The organism is Arthrobacter ruber, assembly GCF_002954225.1.
Lineage (GTDB): Bacteria > Actinomycetota > Actinomycetes > Actinomycetales > Micrococcaceae > Arthrobacter_D > Arthrobacter_D ruber.
On record NZ_PPTH01000014.1, the window covers coordinates 50,196 to 74,157 of the forward strand.

Consider the following 23,962-nt stretch of genomic DNA (forward strand, 5'->3'; position numbering starts at 1 on the left):
GTCCTGCCTCCCCGCCGCTCGTCCGTGTGGTCGTCCTGCCTGTCGTCGTCCTACTTGGCGTCGTCCCCCGCGCCGCAGGCGATGCCGTCCCCGTTGGAGTCGAGCCCGAGCGGGTCCTCCTCCGTGGCCAGGCCGTCGGGGATCAGCGCCCGGACATCCTCGCAGGTGTAGAACATGGCCATCTCCGGCCCGTCCATCCCTGCATGTCCTGCATGCTCCGCCGCCAGCCGGGGCGGAACGGGCGGGAGGCACCCCCCGTCCGTGCCGTAGCCCGGGACGCAGCCGCCGGCCAGTGCCGTGTCGGACACATCACCCGCTTCCAGGCCCTTGACCGTGTCGGAGGTCATCGTGATGCCCTCAGCCTGCTCGGGCCCGGGCTCGTTGACGTCCGCGGCCTCGGGGGCGACGTCCGCGATCGGGACCTTGGCCTCGGGGATCTGCGCATCCGGGCGGGCGTCCGCCGCCTGTACCGGGGGCGCCTCCACACCCGGGGCGCCCGGCGCGCCCACGGCGGGCTCGAGTGCGCACCCGCTGAGCAGCAGCAGTCCTGCTGCGGCGGCTGCCATGATCTTTGCTCTCATCGGACGTTCACCATCCTGGCGACGGAGGGGACACCGCTGGCATCAAGGACCGTGAGCATGTACGGGCCGGGCGGCAGCAGCGCGGAGTTGGACGGCACGGATGCACGACGCGTCGTGCCGGTGCCGGTGATGGGCAGGTCGACCAGGCGGGCATTGGTGTCCGTCTGGTGGGTGGCCGACCCGACGGCGGTGAGCGAGGCGCTGACCACGTCGCCGGTGACGCCGAGGTCGAGGCCCGCACCGTAGGTGGTGGACCCCGGAGCTGCCGTGATCGTCGGGCGGGTGCCCTTGAACAGGTAGCCCGGTTCGTAGACCGACACGCGCATCTCGAACGAGCCGTCGGCCGGGTTGGAACCGAAGACCGCCACGCGGCCGTCCATCAGCACCAGCGAGGAGGAGTGGTAGTTGCGGCCCACCGGGTCCGCCGCCACCGTGGTCCAGGCGTTGGTCGCGGGGTTGTACGTCGCCGCCCGCAGCACGTTGCCCGCACGGGGTCCGCTGCTGCCGTTGGAGGCCAGGACGGTGCGGTCGGGCAGCGTCGTGAGGTTCACGTACATCCGGCCTTCCGGCCCGGGCAGCGCCGGTCCGGCAGTCCAGGCGGGGTTGGCCGAGTTGAGGTTGATCAGGTCGACGCTGTTGGTCGCCCCGCCCCGGTCGGTCGAGCCGCCACCGGCGATCATGAAGGTCTGGTTCTGCGCCGGAGGGAGCAGGACCGAGCTGGCCTGGTCACGCAGCTGCCGGTCCCGCAGTCCGGGGACGTCGCCGCTGGTGGCGTTGCGCCAGTTGTGGATGACCGATCCCGTGGCCGACGGCGAGTTGCCGAAGGTGTAGCCACCCGTGAAGAACAGGTTGCCGTTGGCCATGAGGAAGAAGTGCGGGTAGGTACCCCAGTACCGGTTGGTCTGGGGGGTGGCCGCACGGGACTGCCACTGGTTGGTCGTGGCGTTGAACATCTCCACGGCCGTCGATCCCTTGGCCACGCCGTCGCGGTTGTCGTAACCGCCGACCGACCAGATGTTGCCGTTCTCGAGCTTGGTCAGCGTCGGGTACCAGTGTCCCTCGATGGTGTCGTTGACCTTCGTGTAGCTGTCGGTGCCCGGGTCGAAGATGTAGGACTGCTTGGACCCCACGTACCCGACCGCGTTCTTGTGACCGGCATAGCCCTCCGTGCCACCGCTGATGAGCACCCGGCCGTCCGGCAGGGTGACGTGCCCCGCGCAGAACATGTCGTAGGGCACCCGGATCTCCTTGAACGCCCCGGTGGAAGGGTTCCACACGGCGCTCTTGAAGGTGCCGGCGTCGAAGTCCCCGGTGTTGTTGCCGGAGCCCGCGAGCAGCAGGACCCTGCCGTCACGCAGCAGCGTGGAGTGGATCGCCCGGGCGGGCAGTGGGGCATTCGCGATGCTCCAGCGCCCTGTCGCCGCCAGGCCGGTGGCCGGGGGCGGGGTGGTGGGTGGCGGCGTCGTGGGCGTCGTCGTCGGTGGCGGCGTACCGCCCGGCAGGGTGACCGTCGCACCGACCGGCGCGTTGAGTTCCAGCCAGCGCTCTGACTCGCCGTGGCCGGACAGGACGTACCCTCCGCTGGGAATGGCCATGCCGGGCTGGCGCCTGCTGATCGTGGCGACCTTGCCGTCGGCTCCGACCGCGACTTCGAAGCCCCACATGTTGGCCGGGCTCGCGGTGCCGGTGTAGCGCACCAGGAAGTCGGCCTCGCGCGCCACGTTGGTGCCGTTCAGGACGTGCTTCGCCGTCCCGATCTGGATCTCGTTGGCAGCCGGCGGCGGCGTCGTGGGCGTCGTCGGCGATGGCGTCGGCGTCGGCGTCGGCGTCGGTGTCGGGGTGGGTGTCGGGGTGGGTGTCGGCGTCGTCGTTCCACCACCCACCTGGACCGTCGCCCCGACCGGGGCGTTGGCATCCAACCAGGCAGCGGATGCCTCGTGCCCGGACAGCACGTAGCCCCCCGCCGGGATGGCCATGCCGGGCTGGTAGCGCGAGACGGCCGTCACCTTGTTGTCAGGTCCGACGGCCACCTCCACGCCGTACTGGTTGGCCGGGCTCCGGGTGCCGGTGTAGCGCACGAAGGCGCCCGCCGCGCGGTAGATGTTCGTGCCAGTCAGGGTGCGGACGGCGGAGCCGATCCGTACCTCGTTGGCGGCCGGCGGGGTCGTCGTCGGCGGTGGGGTCGTCGTCGGCGGTGGGGTGGTGGTGCCACCGAAGTTGATGGTGACATTGGCCGCGGGACTGCGGCCGGGGGGCCCGCCCCAGGTGCGCACCCACTCCTCGTCGAGCACGTGCGCCTCGATGGAGTACCCGGCCGTATTCGGCAGGGTGTAGGTACGGGTGCCCGGCAGTTCGTAGGCTCCGTCCCTGGTGGTCATCCGGTTGGCGACGACCCAGGAATTACGCCAGGTGCCGTCCGTGCGGGTGCCTGCGGCCGGCGCGGTCGCCTCGGCGAGCAGGATCTTGCCCTCACCGTTCTCGGGGACCTGCCGGGTGAAGTCGGGGTGGTAGAGCCACCACTCGACCTTGACGATCGCACCGCGCGCGGGCTGGGTGACCCGCGCGGTCGCCTCCAGCGGCACGGTGCCGCTGAGGGTTGCCCCGGAGGCGGGTGCGGACATGCTGACGGCGACGCACTGCGTCCCCCAGACACACGGTGCGGCGCTCGCGGGAGAGACACCGACCAGGCCGACCAGGAGCACGGTGGTCAGCACGGCCAGGCCCCGGACGCGTAGAGCCCGTAGAGCGTTCATTCGATCCCTTTCTTTCCCCATGACGGATCAGCCACGGGTGTAGATGAGCCAGTTGTCGCCCGGGGCGGGCGACGCAGGGAATGGCTCGAAGGCCAGGGAATAGGCGGAGCTCTCCTCGAGGGCATCGAGGAGCACGGCCTGTGCGGCGTCCTGCTCGGGGTTGCCCAGAGTGGAGCTGCGGAGGATCACCGCCTGGTAGCGCTCGTCGTCGACGGCCGAGCGGATGCTGCCCTCGCCCTCGAAGTAGAGCTCGAACGTCGTCTCCCAGGCCACACCCGGGAGGTCGCTCGTGTGGTAGTCGAGGGCGTCGGTGGATGAACTGATGTACAGCCCCTCCCGAGGGTCGGACTCGATCGCCGTCACCACGCTCTGGACGTTGGTCCAGCGGTACATGGCATCGGCACGCACCAGGGGGAACAGCGCCATGATCATCACCGTGATCACGACGGGGGTGACCATCAGCGGGTAACGGGAGATGCGCGCGAGGCCCCATCCGACGGGGAGCGCGAGAAGCATGACCGAGTAGGCCAGGTGCTTCTCGAACGAGACCGCCTCACCCAGGATCATCTGCCCGATGGGCAGTGCCATCGAGGCGAGCACCAGGCCCGAGCCCAGGATCGGCAGCCGCCGGTCCCCGGCTCGGAACATGAGCACCAGTGACACCGCTGCGAGCAGCAGGACGACGATCAGGTGGTCACCGGCCAGACCCAGGAGCGCTCCCGTGGTGGTCGGGGACAGGGCGGTCCGATCGGTGGTGGTGAAGGCGACGTCCCGGGCGATGCTCTCCCCCCATACCGCCCACAGGGTGGCCAGGATGCCGAGCGCCACTCCGGCGGCGACGAGTGCCCGGCGCGCTCCGAGAACGCCCAGGACGAGCGTCGCAGCGAGCACGACCGGTACGAAGATGCCGGCCGTGTACTTGGTCATGGCGGCCAGGGCCAGCACGGCGCCGAGGAGGACGGCCGAAGGGTAGCCCTTCCGGGTGAGGCCGATCCACAGACCCGAAGCGAGCAGGAAGATCACCGGGGCATCGAAGGTGCCGAGCCAGCCGGTGAAGATCACCGGGCCGGACAGCATGAAGGTGGCCGCGGCCAGCAGGCCTGCGCGCTTGCCCCACAGGTGCCGCGCCGTGCCGTAGAGGGCCATCGCCGTGCCGAGTACGCACAGCAGGCTGAACGCCCGCACGAGGTAGAGGCCCCCCACGGAGTCCAGCAGCGCTGCCAGCACGGGATAGAGCGCGGGCAGGCCCGAGAAGAAGGCACCGGCGTCTCCGAGTGGACGGCCCTCGGACCAGTAGTCGAGGTAGGCGTTGCCGGCATTGATGTACAGCGCCTCGTCGATGAAGGCGGTGTTGCGCAGGCGGACCGCGAGCGCGACGCCGTAGGCGAGGACGAGGCCCAGGAGCAGCCATTGCCTCTTCGCACGGCTCATGGGCGGGCGGGCCGCGGGAGTGATCTGCGATGCTTCGGAACGCATCAGGGTCGCTGTGGTCATGGCTCCTGCTTGCTTGCTCGTGCCCGGTGGGTCAAGCCGAACCAGGCAGTGGGAAGTTCGATGTCAGCGGTGACGACCTGGCCGAAGCACAGGTTCTGCGCCCAGTAGTGCTCGATGATCAGGGGCAGCGCATCCACGGTGAGGGCCTTGCCGTCGTGCAGCAGGAGGATCCCGCCGTCCGTCATGCCCTTGGATTGCTCGGCGACCTGCTCCGCGGTCGCGGCCTCGAAGTCCTTGGAGTCGACGGTCCACAGGACCTCGATCATTCCCCGGCTCTCGACGGCTGCCCTGAGTTCCGGGCTGGTATTGCCGAACGGCGGGCGGAACATCGTCGGAGGTTCGTGCCCGAGGTCGCGGTGCACGACCGTCGACGCGTCGATGTCGGCGAGGGCCGCCTCCAGGTCCATGGACAGCAGGTCGGGGTGGGTCATGCTGTGGTTGCCCAGCTGATGACCCGCCGCCTTCGTGCGCTCCACTTCGCGGGGGCGTGCCCGCTCCTGGACGCCGTTGTTAAAGAACACCGCAGGGACCTTGTAGTGGTCGAGCACGGCCAGGAGGTCGGAGGTGAACTCCGTGGGGCCGTCGTCGAACGTCAGCGCCACGTATCCGGCGCAGGCGGTGGGAGCCGTCAGTACCGGCAGGTGACTCATGTCCGCCGCGTCGACCGCATTCTCGGCCCGGGGGATCGGTGTGGGTGGCAGAGGTTCTTGACTCGCGCAGCCCGTGAGGCCCAGTAGGAGCACCGCGACGGCGGCCCTGACGCGCAGGGCCGCCGTGCGGCTCAAAACTCCTCCTTGGGCCGCAGCCGGGTCAGCACGACGCCGGCCATGACGAACGCCACGCCGGAGACGACGATCCAGAACGCATCCAGCCCGGTGGCTGCCAATGCGGTGGCCGAGGCGCCGGTTGCAGCGAGACTTCCGTTTGCTCCGTACATTAGTTCTTCCCTCCTCTCAGGTGATCCAGACGCGCGCCTCGCGGCGCACGGCTCCTAGCAGGGAACGCCAGTACACGATGAACATGGCGTTGTCATAGAGCCACAGCGGGACGAAGAAGATGGCCGTCCGGATCGACGCCCTGTCCTTGGTCCGGTATGCGGTGACGATGTTCTCCGCCATGAAGATGGGCAGGAGGAACCAGTAGAACGGGTTGGGGGTGATGTCCCACAGCAGCCAGCTCAGGACCAGCGCGAGCAGCGCGGCCGGGAAGAGCAGGGACGAGAAGAACGTGAACGCGACCCCGCCCCAGGTGCGGCGGGTGATCTTGTTCCAGCCGTAGAGCCAGAGCGATTCCATGGCCCCTCGGTACCAGCGCAGGCGCTGGACCTCGAGGTCTCGGATCGTCGGCATGACGTCGGTGATCACCGGGCAGCGCTTGGTGCTGGTGCAGTCGAAGCCGAGGTGCCTGATCGCGAGGGTCAGCTCGTAGTCCTCGGTCAGGGAGTCCTCCATGTAGACGCTCCCGGGGGCGCCCGGAAGTGTCTTGCCGCGTGCATCGGCGATAGCCCGGAAGACGTGCACCGGGAACAGCGAGGCGGCACCGGAGAGAACGTGCACCTTGCCGCCCTGGCGCCCCATGAGGCGGGTGCCACGTGCGTACTCGATGGCCTGGGCGCGTTCGATGAAGTTGTTGGGAGTGCGGGCGATGATGCAGCCCGACACCCCGCCCAGATTCGGCTTCACGTCATAGGCCCACAGGGCGTTCTTGACGAAGTCGTTGCTGAGCTCGCCATCCGCGTCCTGGGCCAGGATGTAATCGCCGTCGTCGAGCAGCGGCATGACCAGGGCCAGTCCCTGGTTGAGCGCGCCGGCCTTCTTGGCCTTGTTGCCCACGGTCTCCAGCACCTGGGCGCCGGCCTCACGGGCCAGTCGTACGGTGTCGTCGGTGCAGTTGTCCGCCATGACGATGACCAACGCGGGTCTGATCGTCTGGGCGAACTGGCTGCGGACGGTCTTGACGATGCCGTCCTGCTCGTTGTGTGCCGGGATGAGTGACACGATGCGGGGCCCCGGCCGGTCCAGGCCGGAGAGGTCCAGGCCGCCGGCGTCGGGGGCGGTGGAGGGCGGGGCGCCCCCGACGGAGAACGGGTCTGCGGTCAGTTGCATGACGGGCCTCCGTGCCGGACCTCGGCGCAGCGGCTGCAGGAGACTCTGGGGCGCTCTTGTTCGGGCCGGGGTCTCTCCTGCGGTTCAGGGGCCCGGGCGGGGGGCGTGGTGATAGTGGCAGTCATGACTGCGCTCCTCTTGAAGTGAGACCACGAGCTCAAAGGCTCGCGACGAGACCGAATGCGCTTGTGCGCATGCAGGAAAGCACTTCACGACTGCCCTGTCGACGGCCGGAAGGCAGTTGATCGGACAATTGATTTGCGTTCAGCACAAAGCTTGTTCCGGTTCTCCGACTCGTTCACGAGTAGGTGCTACTCCACCTTTATCGGGGACTACTTGCCCGGCCGGACCGCTTTACTCAGAACCTCCGGGACGGCCGGACAGACGGGCGACCGCCTGTTCCTCGTCATTTCCTGAGGATTCGCCTTGCTACGCCTGACACTTCCTACTCGTGTGCGCGCGGCGAGACCATCAACGGACGGAGGGAAATTCCTTGCGGTGTCCGAAGTGGCGTTGATCACAATTAGTACGGAATTCGCGATGAAATGGTGCAGACCATTGCGGGCGTGGATGGACGCCGCGCCAGGGTGCGCCACGCGGTGTGACGGGTGTGTCCCACGCGGTCCTTCAGGGACGCGTGACGCCGAGTTGTCCATCACGCTCAATCTGGCAGACGGCAGTAGTAACGGCCCCCTGACCTGCGCAATCAGTCCTATGCCGGCCCTCGTGGCCATGATGGGAGGGAGTCCGCGGAGCTGTTCCCGGGCCGACTCCCCTGGTACTCGACGGCTGCTTGGTGACGGGGCGCGGCCTGGAGGGAAGACCGGAGAAGCGGACGGGGGGTACCTGCTCACGGTGTCTGCAATTCGACGGTCGGCTCTGACGCGACGCAGTGCCCGACCGACTCGGAACTCGCTTACATGTTGTGTCCTGAAAGGGTGTTTCCGTCGGACCGTTCACCGCGAATTGGCCTTCCATGGATCGGATCCACCATGGATTCCACGACCCCGGCTTCCACCACCTATTGACGGGAAAAGTGACTCTTGCTGATCTCGAGGACTTATCCGAACTGCGCCATTTGTGCCTCTTAGACTATTGGAAGGGGCGAGGAAGTACCGGACCGGGGGAATTCAATGGGGCCTACGAGTAGTCGGAATTGGTAGACAGGTAGATGAACTCCCTGATTTCGAGTATTCCGGTCCGAACTGGAGTGATATCCCGTGCGGACGACCTCGCACCGGCTCCTCGCACCGTCGATCCGGTCGGACGAACGCGCCGGGTTCCTCCGCCCCCGGCGCTCGCTCATGGGCCTGCGTCCTGTGGCGGACGACGTCTTCAGCGAGAACCGAGTGGGGCTCGACCATGTCGCCTTCGCCGTCGAGGATCGCGACGTCCTCGACGACGCTGCCAGGCAGTTGGACGATCGTCCTCTCACGCCCTGGAGCGAAGGACATCGGCGCGGGCTACATCCCGGAGTTCCGCGATCCTGACGGCATCGCACTCGAGCTCTGCGCTCCGAAGGCGTAGGTACCGGGTGCGGCCGGTCGGGCGGAGCCCGCGCCGTTGACCTCGAGCTCGGCTTCGTCCGCCAGACGGCGGAGCTGCGCGAGCCCCTGTCGGTCGAGGTCCCGCGGCTGCGGATCGAGGATGCACATGCTGCCCACGAACCACCCGCCGGGACCCCGCAGCGGTACACCGGCATAGAAGCGGGTGTAGGGCGCGCCCTTCACGAGGGGGTTGTCCCGGAAGCGCGCGTCAGCGAGGAGGTCGGGCACCACCAGTGTCCTGTCGCTCTGGATGGTGACGTTACAGAACGCCGCATGACGTTCGACGGCGCGCGGAAAGGGCCCTGCGAACGACTTGAGGTACTGCCGGTCCTCGGCGATGAGCGAGATGATCGCGGTCGACACCCCGAACCGGGACTGCGCCTGGCGGGTCAGGCGATCGAAGCGTTCCTCATCGCCTGAGTCGAGGAGCCCGGACCGGTCCAGCGCCCTGAGTCGCTGGCGCTCCATCTCGCGGTTGGTGGTCGATGACGTCGGAAGGTCTGACGGGATCTCCGCACCGGAGGACAAAGGCATGGGCAAGAAGGGAATCCGCTCGGCTGGGGGTTGGGAAGGCTGACCGTTCGCTGCGGCAACGGATATACCCATACTGCCTGTCGAATCTCAAGACGGCGGCCGGGGAGGGGAGCGTGCGGCGAAAGCTTTGGCGAACTTTCCCTGTACTGCGGTGTGCGACAGGAGCTGCCGCTGTACGAGGCGCGGCTGATGGGCAGGCCTGTCCGAGGGCTGCACCCACCCCGGGGAAGCGCCCGGTGGTCGGCACAGTCCCGATCAGGACCGCGTCACACGATCAGGCGGCGCACTCCCCCCGTCCCACCGGTACGCGGCATGGGTGCAACGCCAAGGGGTCATGCTGCGATGGTGCTGCAGCATGACCCCGTGGTGGGTCTCCGGGTCGGCCAGGATGACCCCCGGCATGACGGGCGTCAGGAGAGCTTGACCGCCAGCACGTTGCAGGGTGCGGACAGCAGGATCGTCTGCGCCGTCGAACCCATGATCAGCTTGCCCACCGGAGTGCGGTGCCGCAGTCCGATCACGATCAGGTCCGCAGCCAGTTCCGCCGCCGTGTCGACCACCTCCTCGGCCGCCGTGGCCTCCGAGATGCTGTGGCGGATGGAGTAGGGCACCCCTGCCGCGCTGAGTATGCCCTCCAGCTTCGAGACGTCCTCGGAGTCGGCATAGGCCGGGTTGACGAGGCGGTCGGCACGGGTGGTGTTGATGACCACCAGCTCGGCATCCCGGCGTCGGGCCTCCTCGACCGCTTCGGCCACGGCGGCCTCCCCCAGTGCGTTGGGCACATAGCCCACCACGATGGTGCTCATCGGCCAGTGTCCTTTCGGTCGGATCCGGGCGACGTCGGAGACGACGGCGCCGCGGATGTGGCGGGAGACGACGGTGCAGACGAGGTCGGTGACCCCGGCGCGGTCACAGAGGGTGCCGTCGTCGACGCATCGGCCCCGGCACCAGCCGTGCCGGCCTCCGATCCGCGGACGACGTCGGCCGCGTCGGCGTTCGCCGCGACCATGGCCTCGAACTGGCGCTGGCGCCGCTTGAGCAGGAGGGACAGGGCGAAGATCACGATCAGGACCACGTAGATGGTCGCGGCGACCGGCGACTGGATCAGCGCCACCGGATCACCCTGGGAGATCGCGAGCGACCGGCGGAGCTGGCTCTCGAAGATCGGACCGAGGATCAGGCCCACCACCATCGGCGCGATCGGGTAGCCGAAGCGCCTCATGAAGAAGCCGAGGATACCGACCACCAGCAGGATGATGACATCGATCGGCGTGAAGTTCACCGAGAACGCACCGAGGACGGCGAACACCAGGATCCCCGCGTACAGGTAGGGCCGCGGGATCTGGAGGATCTTGACCCAGATGCCCACGAGCGGGAGGTTCAGCACGAGCAGCATCAGGTTGCCCACGTAGAGGCTCGCGATGAGCGCCCACACCAGTGCACTGTTGGACTCGAAGAGCTGCGGGCCCACGGGGATCTGGTACCGCTGGAAGGCCACGAGCATCATGGCGGCCGTGGCCGTCGTGGGGATGCCGAGGGTCAGCAGGGGTACGAGCACGCCGGCAGCCGCGGCGTTGTTCGCGGCCTCCGGACCTGCAACGCCCTCGATGGCGCCCTTGCCGAACTGCTTCTTGTTCTCACCCTTCGCGAGCTTGCGCTCGGAGGCGTAGGACAGGAAGGTCGCGACGTCGGCCCCGCCGGCGGGGATGGTGCCCACCGGGAAGCCGATGAACGTCCCGCGGAGCCAGGGCTTCCAGGACCTGCGGAGATCGTCCTTGCGGAGCCAGCTCGTCCAGCCACCGGTCACCGGGATGACCTTGATGGGCCCGTGCCGCAGGCGGGACGCCACGTAGAGCGCCTCGCCGACGGCGAAGAGCGCCACGGCCACGAGGACGACGTCGATCCCGTCCGCCAGGAACGGGCTGCCGAAGGTGTAGCGCTGCTGGGCGGTGAGCGCGTCGAACCCGACGAGCGCGATGAACAGCCCGAGTCCCAGGGAGGCCAGGCCGCGCAGCACCGAGGAGCCGAGCAGGGCGCCCACCGTCAGGAACGCCACCACCATGAGCGCCACGTACTCCACGGGACCGATCTGCACCGCGAAGGCCGCCACGAACGGGGCCAGGAAGCTCAGCAGGACGGTCGCGATGGTACCGGCGACGAACGAGCCGACCGCGGCCGTCGCGAGCGCCGCCGCTCCCCTGCCGGCCTTCGCCATCTTGTTGCCCTCGAGGGCCGTGACGATCGAGGAGGACTCACCGGGCGTATTGAGCAGGATCGACGTCGTGGACCCGCCGTACATGCCGCCGTAGTAGATGCCGGCGAAGACGATGATCGCCGCCGTCGGCTCGAGGCTGTAGGTGATGGGCATGAGCAGGGCCACCGTCATGGCCGGGCCGATGCCCGGCAGCACGCCGACCGCCGTACCCACGAGCACCCCGCCGAGTGCGAAGAGCAGGTACATGGGCTGCATCGCCGTGGCGAAGCCCTCCATGAGCAGGAAGAAGTTATCCACCGAAGATCCCCAGCCCTTCGAGGAAGCCCGGAGGCAGCGAGACGCCGAGGAGCCCGCCGAAGACGAACTGCAGCACCAGGGCCAGGACGATCGCGGTCACGAGGTTGCGCCACCAGGGGCGCGCTCCGAGTGACCATGCGGCGCCGAAGAAGAGGATGGCCGCTGCGACGGGCCACCCGAGCGGCACGATCAGGAACGCGTGCAGCAGGACGAAGCCTGCGAGCTTCCCGACGGTCAACCAGTCCGTCTTCGCCTCGAGGTCCACGTCCTCACCCTCATCGGCGGAGCCACGGTGGCCGCGGAGCACCTGGAACACCAGGCCCGCCCCGACTGCCACGAGCAGTGCGGACACGGCGAAGGGGAAGGCACGGGGCCCGATGTCACTGGCCGACGGCGGGGTCTGGATCCCCGCGCCGGCCACGAAGCCGACGACGCCGATGCTCACGATGAGCAGTGCGAAGACCAGCTCACCGATCGGCTTGCCGGGAGCGGCGGCCGTGCCGCTCCCGGGGCTGTTCTGGACCGAGGTACTCATGGCTAGAGCAGGCCGATGTCGGTGAGGGTCGTCTTGACGCTGGCGATGTCCTCGTCGAGGAAGCTCTGGAACTCCTCGCCGGTCAGGAAAGCGTCCGACCAGTTGTTCTCCTCGAGGGTGGCCTTCCAGGTGTCGGTCGCGTGCAGGTCGGTCACGAGCTGCGTGAGCTTGTCGGCCTGGGCGTCGTCGATGTTCCCGGGGGCGACGACGCCGCGCCAGTTGGTCAGCACGAGGTCCACGCCCTCCTCGGTGAGGGTCGGGGTGTCGGGCAGCTGCGGGGCGGCTTCCTCACCGGACACCGCGAGCGCCCGGAGCTTGCCGGCATCGACCTGCTCCGCGTACTCGCCGACGCCGGAGATGCCGGCGTTGACCTTGTTGCCGAGCAGTGCGGCGAGCGATTCGCCACCACCGGAGTAGGGGATGTAGTTGAGGCTGTCCGGGGAGATACCGGCCTCCTTCAGGACCGAGCCGGCCAGGATGTGGTCGGCGCCGCCGGCCGAGCCGCCCGTGATGGAGACGCCCTTGCCCTTGGCCTCGATGTCGTCGAGCAGGTCCTGGATGGTCTGGTACGGCGAATCCGCGGGGACCACGATCACGAGGGGCTCCTCGGTGAGGCGGGCGATCGGGGTGGTGTCCTCGATGCGGGTGGCGGCGTTGTTGGTCTCCACGGCGCCGACCATCACGTAGCCCATGACCATCAGTGTGTTCGGGTCCGTCTCGGTGGCGAGCTGGGCGAGGCCGTTGGTGCCGCCGGCACCTCCGACGTTGACCACGGAGGCGTTGCCCACGAGGTCGTTCTCCTTGAGGTCCGTCTCGATGGCCCGGCCGGTCTGGTCCCAGCCTCCACCGGGATCGGCGGGGACCACGATGTTGAGTTTCTCGATCGTTCCTTCCGCGTCACCCGCGGTGGTGCTCTCCGTCATCGAGCCGCAGGCCGAGAGGGCCAGTGCGGAGACGAGGGCGAGTGAGGTGAGGGCCGAGCGGCGCGTCGTCGTGCGTTCGATCTTCATGGGTGTCTCTTCCTTGAGATGTGATGTGTGTCACCACTGCTGTCCTCAGGCTAGGAAGGGGACTGACCGGCGGTAAAGCATGCGGTCGTAGTGCTCGTATTGGTCTTTGTGGTCTCGGGGTACGGTTTGTCCGCTCCGGTGTGATGCGCCCGGGCGTGTCACACTAAGGGAATGATCAGGTCGATGTCGCTTCGATCACAGCTGTTCCTGCTGCAGCTGGCCATCGTTCTGATCATCGTTGCCGTCGCCGGCTCGACGGCCGTCGCGATGCAGCGCCAGCAGATCCGGGAGCAGTACGAGGACCGCATGGTCGGTGTCGCCCAGTCGGTGGCCCAGCTGCCCTCCGTGATCGACGCCTTCGACGAGACGGATCCCAGCAAGACCATCCAGCCCATCGCCGACCTCATCCGCCAGTCCACCGGCGTGACCTATGTCGTCGTCACCGACGAGGACGGCATCCGCTACTCCCATCCGAATCCCGAGCTCATCGGCGAGATCGTGTCCACCGACCCGTCCATCCCGCTCTCCGGGAAGACGTTCGTGGGCACCCAGACCGGCACGCTCGGTAAGTCCTGGCGCGTGAAGGTGCCCATTCTCGACGCCGACGGCAGCATCATCGGCACGGCGTCCGTCGGCACCCTCGAGTCGGAGCTCGACGCCGACCTCTACGAGGACCTGCCCCGCCTGCTGGCCTGGTTGATCGTGGCCGCGCTCGTCGGGTCCGCGGGGGCCATCTGGATCTCCCGGCTCGTCTGGCGGCGCATCTACCGCCTCGAGCCCGAGGAGATCGCATCCCTCCTCGAGACACGCGACGCGATGATCCACGGCATCAGCGAGGGCATGGTCGCCGTCGACGAGCACCACCGGATCGCGTTGCTCAACGACGAGGCGAAGAGGCTGCTGGAGCTCGACGACGACGCCACGGGCCGGCTCGCGGCCGACGTCATGGAACCCGCCCTGGCGCAGCTCCTCACCGACCCCGCCGACACGGACGAGACAGTCCTGTCGGGCGAGCGGGTGCTCCTCGCCCGCACTTCCGGCGCCCTCGTCGACGACAAACGCGTGGGCCGCGTGATGATCCTCCGCGACCGTACCGAGCTCTACCAGCTGCTGACCGACCTCGACGGCGAACGGGATGCCACCCAGGCGCTGCGGGCGCAGGCGCACGAGTTCGCCAACCGGATGCACACCATCTCCGGGCTGCTGGAGCTCGGCCGCACGCAGCAGGCCGTGGACTTCATCTCGCGGTCCGGGCACGGCGGCTCGCTCGTGTCGGGCAGCATCGCGCCCGGCATCCAGGACCCTGACGCCGCGAGCCTGCTCATGACCAAGAGCACCATCGCCGCCGAGAAGGGCATCACCCTGACCATCGACGAGACCTCGGCGCTCGAGCCCGACGGCACCACCGACGTCGTCACCGTACTCGGCATCCTTCTCGACAACGCGATGGAGGCCGTGACCGGTAGCGGACGGCCGGACGGGCAGGTCGTGGTGCACCTCGCGGCGGACGACGACGCCGTCCGCATCACCGTCGCCGACAACGGCCCCGGCGTCGCACCGGAGGACGTCGACGGCATCTTCTCCTCCGGCTACTCGACCAAGGACGGCGGCCACACCGGGACGCGCGGGTTCGGCCTCGCGCTCGTGGACCGCATCGCCCGCCGCCGCAGCGGGCAGGTCGTCGTCGACGACTCCGAGCTCGGCGGCGCCGAGTTCACCGTCTGGCTCGCGCCGTCGCTCGCCGGCACCCGTCCTCCGCTGCGCGTGCCATGAGCGCCCCTGCTTTGATCCCCACGCTGGTGGTCGACGACGACCGCGAGGTGGCCGGCATCCACACCGGCTTCCTGCTCGCGCACGGTGCGTTCGACGTCGTCGGCGCCGCACACACCGGAGCCCGTGCGCTCGAGCTCGCCGAGGCGCTGCGCCCGCGCCTCGTGCTGCTGGACATCCACCTGCCCGACATGACCGGCATCGACGTGCTGCGGACGCTGCGGAACCGACCCGGCGAGCCGCTCGACGTCATCGCGATCACCGCGGCCCGCGAGCTCGACACCGTACGGGCGGCCGTGGCCGGCGGGGTGCTGCACTACCTCGTGAAGCCGTTCAGCGCAGCGGTGCTGGGCCAGCGGCTGGACTCCTACGTCGCGTACCGCCGCGAGCTCGACACCCACGCGGCCGACGGCTCCGCGGCGCTCGATCAGGGCCGCATCGACCAGCTGCTGCGGACGACGGCGGGGTCCGGTGCGGGCGGCGCGGGTGCGCCGTCCGGCACGGCGACCATCGTGACGCCGAAGGGCCTCTCGGCGCCGACCCTGGAGGCCGTCATGCTGGACCTGCGCGGTCATGGCCGTGGGACGTCGGCGTCCGATGTCGCCGAGCGGCTCGGTATGGCCCGCGTGAGCGCCCGGCGGTACCTCGAGTTCCTGGTCTCGCGGGGGCAGGCACGGATCGTCCCGCAGTACGGGTCGGCGGGCCGTCCCGAGAAGTTCTACGTCTGGACGGACGGCGCCTCCCGCGGCTGAGCGGGGACAGGCGGGCCGGGCCGGCGCTAGCGGCCTCCGACGACCACCGGTGAACAGCGCACCGCATCGCAGACCTGGTAGCGCACGGACGCCGATTTCGCCGTGGTCGAGGTTCCTCCCGTGTTCGGGACCGTGCTCCGGACCCCGTTGGTCAGCAGCGTCACGGAGGAGCCTGCGGCCCCCGACCAGCTGAGTGTCGTGGTGATGGTGCCGCGGGTCTTGGTGCTGGACGCGGCGAGCGTGATGGTCGCCGGAGCGGGGGTGGGCGCCGGCGCCACGACCGGCGGTGTCACGACCGGCGGTGCCGCGCGCGGAACGAAGGAGAAGTCGCGGACGACCACCTTCTCGGGAACGACGCGGGCGGGGTCCCCGCCGCCTCCGTCGGTCACCCAGAGGTTGAAGTGGACGGTCTCGCGGGCCGGTTCCGGGACCTTCTCACCCGCCAGGACCGTGCGCTTGAGGAGCTGGCCGGTGTAGCCCTCTCCCGCGAAGGTCTCGAAGGTGATCCTGTCCGGCTCCCACACCATCCTGTGCGTCAGGACCGGATGATCCGTGACCGCGAAGATCGCGGTGTCGTTCCCCACGCCCGGGCCCTTGCTCGCATCGAACCAGTAGCCGTGCCCCTGCGTGATCGGCCACACCTGACCGAAGCTGCTGCCACCACCCCACGAACTCGCCTCGCACAGGTCGATCTCGTTGAATCCGGGGGCGGCCGCGGGGTCGTAGGTGAAGAGGCACCCCCACACCACCTCCTTCTGCAGGGTGCTGAGGTCCTTCTCGATGGTGGTGCTGTAGGTGCCGTACCCGAAACCGTGGCGCGTCGTGTTGAACTCGGCCCCGATCGCCGAGCCACCGGTCGGGTTGGAGAGCGTCATGGTGACATGCCCGTTCGCATCGGGGTTGCTGACGTTCGCCGCGTCGAACTGCTTGTTGTAGTTGGGGGCACCGGTCCACCAGCGCTTCTCCCAGTTGAAGCCCTTCCAGGCGAAGTCGCCGACCGGCCCGGGGTCCACGACGGCAGGCCTCGTCTCGCCGGCTTCGGCGGAGGTGGAGGCGGATACCGACACCGCCAGCAGGAGCGCGGTGAGCACGGAGGCGACGAGCGACGAGCGGCCGTCCGTCCGTCGGCGGGTCCGTGAGGTGACGGGCAGGAGGTTCATGCGGGGAGCCTTCGCTGTTCGGTAGCCCGGCGGACCGCGTGGGTCCCGTGGCTTTGCGTCGCCGGTTCGCACCGGGTTTGCCCTTGTCGCTGAGCGGTCGTGCCAGCGGCGCCGCCGGACGCGCTGCACGATGTCCGCCGGCCCCTCCATCGTCCTGCAGACGTGCGCCAAGGACCCCGTCCTTCAGCGCAGATCTTGCTCAGATTTGGCGCAGGTCCCTACGAACACGCCCCGGGGTCCGGGCTAGCCGGCTCCACGCCAGATGCGCCGCCAGAAGGAGGGCCGAGGCTGCTCGGGCGGTGCGGCGTCCTCGGCCGCACGGCGCGCCGCAGCCCTGCGTTCGCGCCAGAGCTCCACCTCGGCGTCCACGTCGCGGAGCTTCGTGATGACGGGCGGGCCCCCGAGGAGCTGACGCCTCGCGTCGATCACTCGGTAGTTGAAGTCCTCGAGCACCTCGCGGACCTGCTTCTCGGTGTACTGGCGGTCGAGGCGGTCGTCGAGTTCCGCGTCCTCCGTGCGCAGCAGGATGGCGCGGGGGCCGAGGCCCGTGATGTTCTCGCGTTGGATCAGGCCCTTGACCCACCAGTCGGGGTCGTGGGCCTCCCCCAGCCCCGGGATGGGCTTGCCGGCGAGCGCCAGGTCGTCGAAGTCACCGCGTGCCACGGCCTGGTCCACGATGAGCCGCGCCCGCTTGACCTCGTCCTCGCCCGCGCGCAGCGGCGCCATCTCGCCGTTGGCCGCGTCGCCGTCGTTCTGGCGTTCGAGCTCGGCGAGCGCGTCGTCCGCATCCCGGGCCCCGCTGCGGGCAGCGCGGTACTGGGCCGCCTTGCGCAGCCTCTCCTCGTTCTCCTGGGAACCGCTGATGCCGCTACCCTTCGCCTGGTCGTGCCGTCCTCCCCAGTATTCCGAGGTCCCTGCCGGGCCCGCAACCGATTCTCCTGCGGACGAACGGCCCTTCCACCCGGCAGGGACGACGACGGCGGGCCACTTCCGAACGGGCCCGCCGTCGTTGGACTCCTGCTACACGAGCCAGGCGGTGGTGTCGCCCGGCAGCCTGCCGTCCTCGAGCGGTGAGCTGCTCAGCAGCACGGTGCCGGCGGGCAGGTCCACCGTGGCCGGGCCGAAATTGGTGACGCTGTGCCAGCCGCCGGGACGCGTGAAGTGCAGGACGTCGGCCGAAGGCTCGTCGACCCACTCGAAGTCCTCCTCGCCCTGCAGCTCGCGGCGCAGTTCGAGTGCACGGCGGTAGAAGCCGAGGTGGGAGGAGGGGTCCGCTTCCTGCACCTCGACGGCGTAGTCCCCGAACCACGCGGGCTGCGGCAGGTGCGCTCCGCCGAAGCCGAAACCGAAGGATTCGCCGTCGCGCGTCCACGGCAGCGGCACGCGGCACCCGTCACGCCCCACGTCCACGCCCCTGTTGCGGAAGAACGTGGGGTCCTGGCGGTCCTCCTCGGCGATGTCGGCCACCTCGTGCAGGCCGAGCTCCTCCCCCTGGTACAGGTAGGCGGAGCCGGGCAGGGCGAGCATGAGCTGCGAGACGGCACGCGCACGGCGCTCCCCGAGCGCGCGGTCGAGCTCCGGCTCGGTGCCGCCGCTCATGAGCCACGCGCCGCCGTCCTGGCCGTCGTCGCTGTCGGCTCCGACGGGAGGCAGCCCGTAACGCGTCGCGTGCCGGACGACGTCGTGGTTGGAGAACACCCAGGTGGACGACGCCCCCGAGGACGTCGCCTCGACGAGGTTCTTCGTGATGATCTCCCGGAACTGGCGGGGGTTCCAGTCGGCCTTGAGGAGGTCGAAGTTGAACGCCTGGCCGAGGCCGTCGGGGCTGGCGTAGCGCGCCCGGCGGTCGGCGTGCACCCAGGCCTCGGCGACGGCGGTGCGCGGCGGCGTGTACTCGTTGAAGACCGTGCGCCATTCGGCGAAGACCTCGTGCACCTCGTCGCGGTCCCAGAAGGGGTGCTCCCCCAGATTGTTCCCGCCCTGGGGGCCGAGCTCGGCCTTGGACGGCAGCGGCTCGGTCAGGTCCTTGGTGAGGGCGTGCGCCACGTCCACGCGGAAGCCGTCCACGCCGCGGTCGGACCAGAAGCGCAGGGTCTTCAGGAAGTCGTCGCGGACCTCGCGGTTGTCCCAGTTCAGGTCAGGCTGCTCGCGGGCGAAGATGTGCATGTACCACTGGCCGTCCTCCGTGCGCTCCCAGGCGGGGCCGCCGAACACCGAGTCCCAGTCCGAGGGCGGCCGGGAGCCGTCGGGGCCGAGCCCGTCGCGGAAGATGTAGCGGTCGCGGGCGGCGGATCCCTTCGGCGAGGCCAGCGCCTCCTGGAACCACTCATGGAGGTTCGAGGTGTGGTTGGGCACGATGTCGGCAATGAGCTTGATGCGGGCCTCGTGCAGCGCAGCGATCATCTCGTCGAAGTCGGCGAGGGTGCCGAGCTTTGGGTCCACGTCGCGGTAGTCGTCGACGTCGTACCCGCCGTCGGCGAGCGCGGACGGGTAGAACGGGCTGAGCCAGACGGCGTCCACGCCGAGGGACTTCAGGTACGGGATCCGGGACGTGATGCCCTTCAGGTCACCGATGCCGTCGCCGTTCGAGTCGGCGAAGCTCCGCGGGTAGATCTGGTAGACGGAGGCCTGGCGCCACCAGTTCGGATCCTCCATCGTCGCGGCGAGCGCCGCGGCGGGGGCGTCGACGGCGGATTCGAGGTCGGGGTTGACGGTGGAAGTCACGGGACGGGGTCCTTTTCGGGGATCGGTGAGGCGGACGTCGAGCAACCAGCCATCGCCGGAAGGAAGCCAACGGGATCGCTCCAATAATTTTTACGGTAGAAATAAGAACGGCGTCAACCGCCGGACTCCCGCCCGGAACAGCTCGGTTCCGCATTGACATCACCTCGACGTAGGGTTCTCAGCACCACCCCACACAACATGCCTGCCTGCGAACGGAATGCCATGGACGCGGTCACCTCGCTCGCCCCCTCCAGCCCGGCCCGAGCACTCGCACGCGAGGTCCTGATCCGCGGGCCGATCTCGCGCGGCGACCTCGCGGCACGCCTCGGGCTCTCGGTGGCGAGCCTCACACGCCTCAGCCGGCCGCTCCTCGACTCCGGCGTCCTCCGCGAAGCGGACGAAGCCGCGAGCACCTCGATCGGACGCCCCATCCGCCCCCTCGAGGTCAGCCCCGAGAGCCACCGGTTCGTGGGCGTGAAGCTTACCGGGGACAGCGCCGCGGCTGTCGCCACCGACCTCAGGTCCGATGTCATCGGCTCGAGCGAGCGCCCCCTGCGGAGCCACGGTGTCGAGGACGTGGTGGGGACCATCGCCGACGCCGTCGCGGACCTCGGCGCGCCCGGCGACTTCAGCGGTATCGGCGTCAGCATCGGTGGCAAGGTGGGGCCCGGCGACATGGTGCTGCGTGCACCCTTCCTCGGGTGGCGCGACGTCCCCCTCGCCGCCCTCCTGCAGGAGCGGACCGGCCTGCCCGTCGCCGTCGAGAACGACGTCGTGGCCCTCACCGTGGCTGAACAGTGGTTCGGCGCGGGGCGCGGCGAGAAGGACTTCGCCGTCCTGACCGTGGGGGCCGGGGTGGGCTACGGGCTGGTCGTCAATGACGCCGTCATCGCGCCGCCCGACGCCGGCCTGGGCCTCGTGGGCCACTTCCCTCTCGAGGCCTCCGGGCCACGCTGCAGCGAGGGGCACCGCGGTTGCGCCTCCGCCGTGCTCACCATTCCCGGCATCTGCTCCCGGTTCGCCGCCTCCACGGGGCAGCAGGCGCCCTACGCGGCGATCCTCGCACTCGCGGCGGAGCGCCACCCCGCCGCCTCGGAGATCGTCGACACCGCCGGCGCAGCCCTCGGCACGCTGGTCTCGGCGGTCGCGAACCTGACGATGGTGGAGCTCGTCATCCTGTCGGGCGAGGGCATGGACCTCGCGGACGTGGCAGCCGCTTCCCTGCACGGGTCCATCACCCGCCATCGCGATCCCGAAGCCACGGCCGTCCGGCTGAGCCGGCAGCCCTCGGATTTCGCACAGTGGGCGAGGGGAGCCGCTGCCGTCGCCATCCAGCGCACCATTCTCGGGACGCTGCGCTGACGTGCACGGCCGCTGGTCACGGAATTATTACGGCGCGCCGGTCCTTGCACCCGGTATGACTACTCTCGCGATCATCGGAGCAGGACGCGGCCTCGGTGCCGCCGTGGCACGGCGGTTCGGAGCCGAAGGGTTCTCCGTGGCCCTGCTCTCCCGCAACCAGGGCAAGCTCGACGCCCTCGCGGACGACCTCGGCAAGGAGGGGATCCACGCCCGGGGCTTCGCGGCCGACGTCCGGAACCCCGACTCCATCGCCGCAGCCCTCGAGTCCGCGACCGAGACCCTCGGCCCCATCGAGGTGCTGCAATACAGTCCGCTGCCCCAGAAGGACTTCATGCGTCCGGTCCTCGAGACGACGCCCGCGGACCTCAGGGGTCCCATCGCGTTCTCCATCTACGGGTCCGTCGCCGCCGTCCACCAGGTACTGCCCGGCATGCGGGCCCTCGGCGCGAACCGCGGCACGATCCTCTTCGTCAACGGCGGGTCCGCGGTGAAGCCCGGACGTTCCGTCACGGGAACCTCGGTGGCGTTCGCAGGCCAGGCCGCCTACGCGCAGCTCCTCCACGAGGTGCTCGGCGAGGAGGGCATCCAGGTGTCCCAGCTCATCATCGGCGGGCGGATCGTCGAGGGGGACCCCGAGAAGGATCCGAACCTCCTCGCGAACCTCCTCTGGGAGCTCCACGCGAAGCGGGACACCTTCCGCCACCAGGTCAGCGAAGACTGACCACCCCGACCTCCGGAGGATTCATGAAGATCGCACTGCTCGGCGTCGGACGCATGGGCCACGAGCTCGGCGTGCACCTGCTCGCGGCCGGTCACGAGCTGACCGCCTGGAACCGGACCCCTGCGGCCGTGGAGCGGCTCCGCGACGCCGGAGCCACGCAGGCCGACTCCCCCGAGGACGCCGTCCGGGACGCCGACGTGGTGATGACGGTCCTCTTCGGCCCGGACACGGTCCGCGAGGTGGTGCTCTCCGGGCTGGAGATCCCCGCCGAAGCCGTCTGGTTCGACGTCACCACGGTCTCCCCCGAGGACGCCCGCGAGTTCGCGGACTACGCCGTCGCCGCGGGCGTCCGCTACGTCCACGGGCCGGTCGTCGGGAGCCTCGCACCGGCCAGGGCGGGCCGGCTGGGCGTCCTGCTCGGCGGCGCACCGGAGGACGTCGACGTCGTCGAGCCGCTGGCCGCGCTGTGGGCCGACGCCGAGCGGCTCCGCCGCGTCGCCACGCCCTCGGACGCGGCGACGGGCAAGTTGCTCGCCAATCTCGCTCTCGGCGTCACCCTGCAGGGCCTCGTGGAGGCGCTGCGCCTGGGCCGTGCGAACGGTGTGGACGCCGCAGGCGTGCTGGACCTGCTCGAGGGCACGGGCCTCGGCGTCATCGCCGGCATGAAGGGACCCGTCATCACCGGCGGGACCTTCGGGGACACCCAGTTCTCCGCCGACCTGCTGGCCAAGGATGCGCGGCTCATGCTGCGCTCCACCCCCGACCCCCTGCCCGCGGTCACCGCCGTCCTGCAATCGCTCACCGACGCGCAGCGCGCCGGCTCGGGCGACGACGACATCGCCGTGATCGCGAAGCCCGAGCTCGGCCCGCGCCCGCGGAACGGGTAGCCGGCTCAGTCCACCTGGGGGAAGCCGAGGTCGATCTTCGACGTCGACGGATCGGGCCACCGTGTGGTGACGACCTTGCCGCGCGTGTAGAACCGGATGCTGTCCGGCCCGTACATGTGGGTGTCGCCGAACAGCGAGTCCTTCCAGCCGCCGAACGAGTACGTACCCACCGGCACGGGGATCGGCACGTTCACGCCGACCATCCCGGCCTCCGCCTCGACCTCGAACTGGCGGGCCGCACCGCCGTCGCGCGTGAAGATGGCGACGCCGTTGCCGTACTGGTTCTCGTTGACGAGCCGCACCGCGTCGGCGTACGTGTCCACGCGGACCACGGACAGCACGGGGCCGAAGATCTCGTCGTCGTACACCTTCATGCCCGGCTTCACGTGATCCACGAGCGAGACGCCGATGAAGAAGCCGCCGGAGTCGAACTGCTGCTGCGTCCCGTCCACGACGACGGTGGCGCCCTCCGCGGGCGCGTTCGTCACGTAGGACGCCACGCGGTCGCGGTGCTCGGCCGTGATGAGCGGGCCCATCTCGGACGCCGGATCCGTCCCCGGGCCGATTCTCAGGCTCTCCATGCGCGAGCGCACGGCCTCCACGAGGTCGTCGGCGATGTCGCCGACGGCCACCATGACGCTGATCGCCATGCAACGCTCCCCCGCCGACCCGTACGCGGCGGAGATGGCGGCGTCAGCGGCCATGTCGAGGTCGGCGTCGGGCAGGACCACCATGTGGTTCTTCGCGCCGCCGAGCGCCTGGACGCGCTTGCCGTTCGCGGCGGCCCGCGCGTAGATCGTCTTCGCGATCGGTGTCGAGCCGACGAAGCTGACCGCTTTCACGCCGGGGTGGTCGAGGATGCCCTCCACCGCCTCACGATCGCCGTGCACCACGTTCAGGACGCCGTCGGGCAGGCCCGCCTCCGTGAAGAGTTCGGCGATGAACACGGACGACGACGGATCCTTCTCGCTCGGCTTCAGCAGCACGGTGTTGCCGCACGCGATGGCACTGCCGATCATCCACAGCGGCACCATCGCGGGGAAGTTGAACGGCGTGATGCAGGCGACCACCCCCACCGGCTGGCGGATGGAGTGGACGTCGACGCCGGAGGACACCTGCTCGGAGCGCTCACCCTTGAGCATGTGGGAGAGACCGGTGGCGAACTCTATGTTCTCGAGGCCGCGGGAGATCTCGCCCTCCGCGTCCGAGAGGACCTTGCCGTGCTCGCTCGTGAGGATGGCTGCCAGCTCGGACTTCCGTTCGGTGAGCAGCTGCCGGACGCGGTAGAACACGGCCGCGCGCTTGGCGAGGCTCGCCGAACGCCAGCCGGGAAGTGCCGCCTGGGCCGCGGCGACGGCCTCGTCGATGCGCGACGCCGATGCCAGGGCCACCTCCTTCTCCTGCTCGCCGGTGGCCGGGTTGAAGACCGGGCCGAAGCGCTCGGCCTCGGCCACGCGCCGTCCGTCGATGTAGTGCGGTATCTGCTGCATGGGGATCCTTCGTTTCCTGGTGGGA

General features: G+C 69.5%; 21 protein-coding genes and 1 riboswitch. Of the genes, 6 read left to right on the plus strand and 15 right to left on the minus strand.

Annotated features, from left to right (window positions below; all coding sequences use genetic code 11):
• Nucleotides 1-50 precede the first annotated feature (50 nt).
• From CI785_RS05390 to CI785_RS05420, 6 genes are read right to left on the minus strand one after another with little or no spacing between them, the layout of a single operon-like run.
• Nucleotides 51-581 carry a hypothetical protein gene (locus CI785_RS05390; RefSeq protein WP_157940168.1) on the minus strand — a complete coding sequence of 177 codons (531 nt, stop codon included), beginning with the start codon at nucleotides 579-581 and terminating at the stop codon, nucleotides 51-53.
• Nucleotides 578-3,334, minus strand: coding sequence for a galactose oxidase early set domain-containing protein (locus CI785_RS16995; RefSeq protein ID WP_157940169.1), 2,757 nt, complete (start codon nucleotides 3,332-3,334; stop codon nucleotides 578-580). The genes CI785_RS05390 and CI785_RS16995 overlap by 4 nt, the downstream gene beginning before the upstream one ends.
• A gap of 27 nt (nucleotides 3,335-3,361) precedes the next feature.
• On the minus strand, nucleotides 3,362-4,828 hold the full coding sequence (locus tag CI785_RS05410; protein ID WP_105031077.1) for an ArnT family glycosyltransferase: 1,467 nt from the start codon (nucleotides 4,826-4,828) through the stop codon (nucleotides 3,362-3,364).
• The gene (locus CI785_RS05415; protein WP_105031078.1) at nucleotides 4,825-5,613 is read right to left on the minus strand and encodes a polysaccharide deacetylase family protein; all 789 of its coding nucleotides are present in this window, start codon (nucleotides 5,611-5,613) and stop codon (nucleotides 4,825-4,827) included. Before CI785_RS05415 ends, CI785_RS05410 begins: the two co-directional genes overlap by 4 nt.
• Nucleotides 5,610-5,765: a peptidase gene (locus CI785_RS17000; RefSeq protein ID WP_157940170.1), complete on the minus strand. Its 156-nt coding sequence runs from the start codon at nucleotides 5,763-5,765 to the stop codon at nucleotides 5,610-5,612. Before CI785_RS17000 ends, CI785_RS05415 begins: the two co-directional genes overlap by 4 nt.
• A 16-nt stretch (nucleotides 5,766-5,781) precedes the next feature.
• Nucleotides 5,782-6,933, minus strand: a complete 1,152-nt coding sequence (locus tag CI785_RS05420) for a glycosyltransferase family 2 protein (protein ID WP_105031079.1) — start codon at nucleotides 6,931-6,933, stop codon at nucleotides 5,782-5,784.
• A 1,220-nt stretch (nucleotides 6,934-8,153) separates the two neighbouring features.
• Here CI785_RS05420 and CI785_RS05425 point away from each other — a divergent pair.
• Nucleotides 8,154-8,423, plus strand: a complete 270-nt coding sequence (locus CI785_RS05425; protein WP_105031080.1) for a VOC family protein — start codon at nucleotides 8,154-8,156, stop codon at nucleotides 8,421-8,423.
• Here the strand turns inward: CI785_RS05425 and CI785_RS05430 are convergent.
• The 5 genes from CI785_RS05430 to CI785_RS05450 form a co-directional block, all read right to left on the minus strand.
• Nucleotides 8,397-9,014: a GAF domain-containing protein gene (locus CI785_RS05430; protein WP_157940171.1), complete on the minus strand. Its 618-nt coding sequence runs from the start codon at nucleotides 9,012-9,014 to the stop codon at nucleotides 8,397-8,399. The genes CI785_RS05425 and CI785_RS05430 overlap by 27 nt on opposite strands.
• Nucleotides 9,015-9,424: 410 nt before the next feature.
• On the minus strand, nucleotides 9,425-9,820 hold the full coding sequence (locus CI785_RS05435) for a universal stress protein (protein WP_105031082.1): 396 nt from the start codon (nucleotides 9,818-9,820) through the stop codon (nucleotides 9,425-9,427).
• Nucleotides 9,817-11,526, minus strand: a complete 1,710-nt coding sequence (locus tag CI785_RS05440; protein ID WP_105031083.1) for a tripartite tricarboxylate transporter permease — start codon at nucleotides 11,524-11,526, stop codon at nucleotides 9,817-9,819. The genes CI785_RS05435 and CI785_RS05440 overlap by 4 nt, the downstream gene beginning before the upstream one ends.
• Nucleotides 11,519-12,061: a tripartite tricarboxylate transporter TctB family protein gene (locus CI785_RS05445; protein ID WP_105031084.1), complete on the minus strand. Its 543-nt coding sequence runs from the start codon at nucleotides 12,059-12,061 to the stop codon at nucleotides 11,519-11,521. The genes CI785_RS05440 and CI785_RS05445 overlap by 8 nt, the downstream gene beginning before the upstream one ends.
• Before the next feature lie 2 nt (nucleotides 12,062-12,063).
• Entirely contained in the window at nucleotides 12,064-13,071 is a 1,008-nt protein-coding gene (locus CI785_RS05450; RefSeq protein WP_105031085.1) for a Bug family tripartite tricarboxylate transporter substrate binding protein, read from the minus strand.
• Nucleotides 13,072-13,254: 183 nt separating this feature from the next.
• Here CI785_RS05450 and CI785_RS05455 point away from each other — a divergent pair, with 183 nt between their 5' ends.
• Complete coding sequence (locus CI785_RS05455) at nucleotides 13,255-14,844, plus strand: ATP-binding protein (protein WP_240615021.1); 1,590 nt, start codon at nucleotides 13,255-13,257, stop codon at nucleotides 14,842-14,844.
• On the plus strand, nucleotides 14,841-15,593 hold the full coding sequence (locus CI785_RS05460) for a response regulator (protein WP_205753568.1): 753 nt from the start codon (nucleotides 14,841-14,843) through the stop codon (nucleotides 15,591-15,593). The genes CI785_RS05455 and CI785_RS05460 overlap by 4 nt, the downstream gene beginning before the upstream one ends.
• 26 nt (nucleotides 15,594-15,619) lie before the next feature.
• Here CI785_RS05460 and CI785_RS17460 read toward each other — a convergent pair whose 3' ends face one another.
• From CI785_RS17460 to CI785_RS05475, 3 genes are all read right to left on the minus strand, one after another.
• Nucleotides 15,620-16,753: a LamG domain-containing protein gene (locus tag CI785_RS17460; protein ID WP_240615022.1), complete on the minus strand. Its 1,134-nt coding sequence runs from the start codon at nucleotides 16,751-16,753 to the stop codon at nucleotides 15,620-15,622.
• A gap of 17 nt (nucleotides 16,754-16,770) precedes the next feature.
• Nucleotides 16,771-16,845, minus strand: a riboswitch (cyclic di-GMP riboswitch).
• A gap of 151 nt (nucleotides 16,846-16,996) precedes the next feature.
• A complete protein-coding gene (locus tag CI785_RS05470) occupies nucleotides 16,997-17,617 on the minus strand; it encodes a DnaJ family domain-containing protein (protein ID WP_105031088.1) in 621 nt (206 codons plus the stop codon).
• A 156-nt stretch (nucleotides 17,618-17,773) separates the two neighbouring features.
• On the minus strand, nucleotides 17,774-19,408 hold the full coding sequence (locus tag CI785_RS05475) for a glycoside hydrolase family 13 protein (protein ID WP_105031291.1): 1,635 nt from the start codon (nucleotides 19,406-19,408) through the stop codon (nucleotides 17,774-17,776).
• Between the two features lie 291 nt (nucleotides 19,409-19,699).
• Here CI785_RS05475 and CI785_RS05480 point away from each other — a divergent pair, with 291 nt between their 5' ends.
• From CI785_RS05480 to CI785_RS05490, 3 genes are read left to right on the plus strand one after another with little or no spacing between them, the layout of a single operon-like run.
• The gene (locus tag CI785_RS05480) at nucleotides 19,700-20,839 is read left to right on the plus strand and encodes an ROK family transcriptional regulator (RefSeq protein WP_105031089.1); all 1,140 of its coding nucleotides are present in this window, start codon (nucleotides 19,700-19,702) and stop codon (nucleotides 20,837-20,839) included.
• Between the two features lie 55 nt (nucleotides 20,840-20,894).
• On the plus strand, nucleotides 20,895-21,560 hold the full coding sequence (locus CI785_RS05485; protein ID WP_105031090.1) for an SDR family NAD(P)-dependent oxidoreductase: 666 nt from the start codon (nucleotides 20,895-20,897) through the stop codon (nucleotides 21,558-21,560).
• Nucleotides 21,561-21,583: 23 nt separating this feature from the next.
• Nucleotides 21,584-22,447 carry an NAD(P)-dependent oxidoreductase gene (locus CI785_RS05490; protein ID WP_105031091.1) on the plus strand — a complete coding sequence of 288 codons (864 nt, stop codon included), beginning with the start codon at nucleotides 21,584-21,586 and terminating at the stop codon, nucleotides 22,445-22,447.
• Nucleotides 22,448-22,452: 5 nt separating this feature from the next.
• On the opposite strand, the gene CI785_RS05495 is transcribed toward CI785_RS05490, so the two are convergent.
• Nucleotides 22,453-23,937, minus strand: a complete 1,485-nt coding sequence (locus tag CI785_RS05495; RefSeq protein ID WP_105031092.1) for a CoA-acylating methylmalonate-semialdehyde dehydrogenase — start codon at nucleotides 23,935-23,937, stop codon at nucleotides 22,453-22,455.
• Nucleotides 23,938-23,962 lie beyond the last annotated feature (25 nt).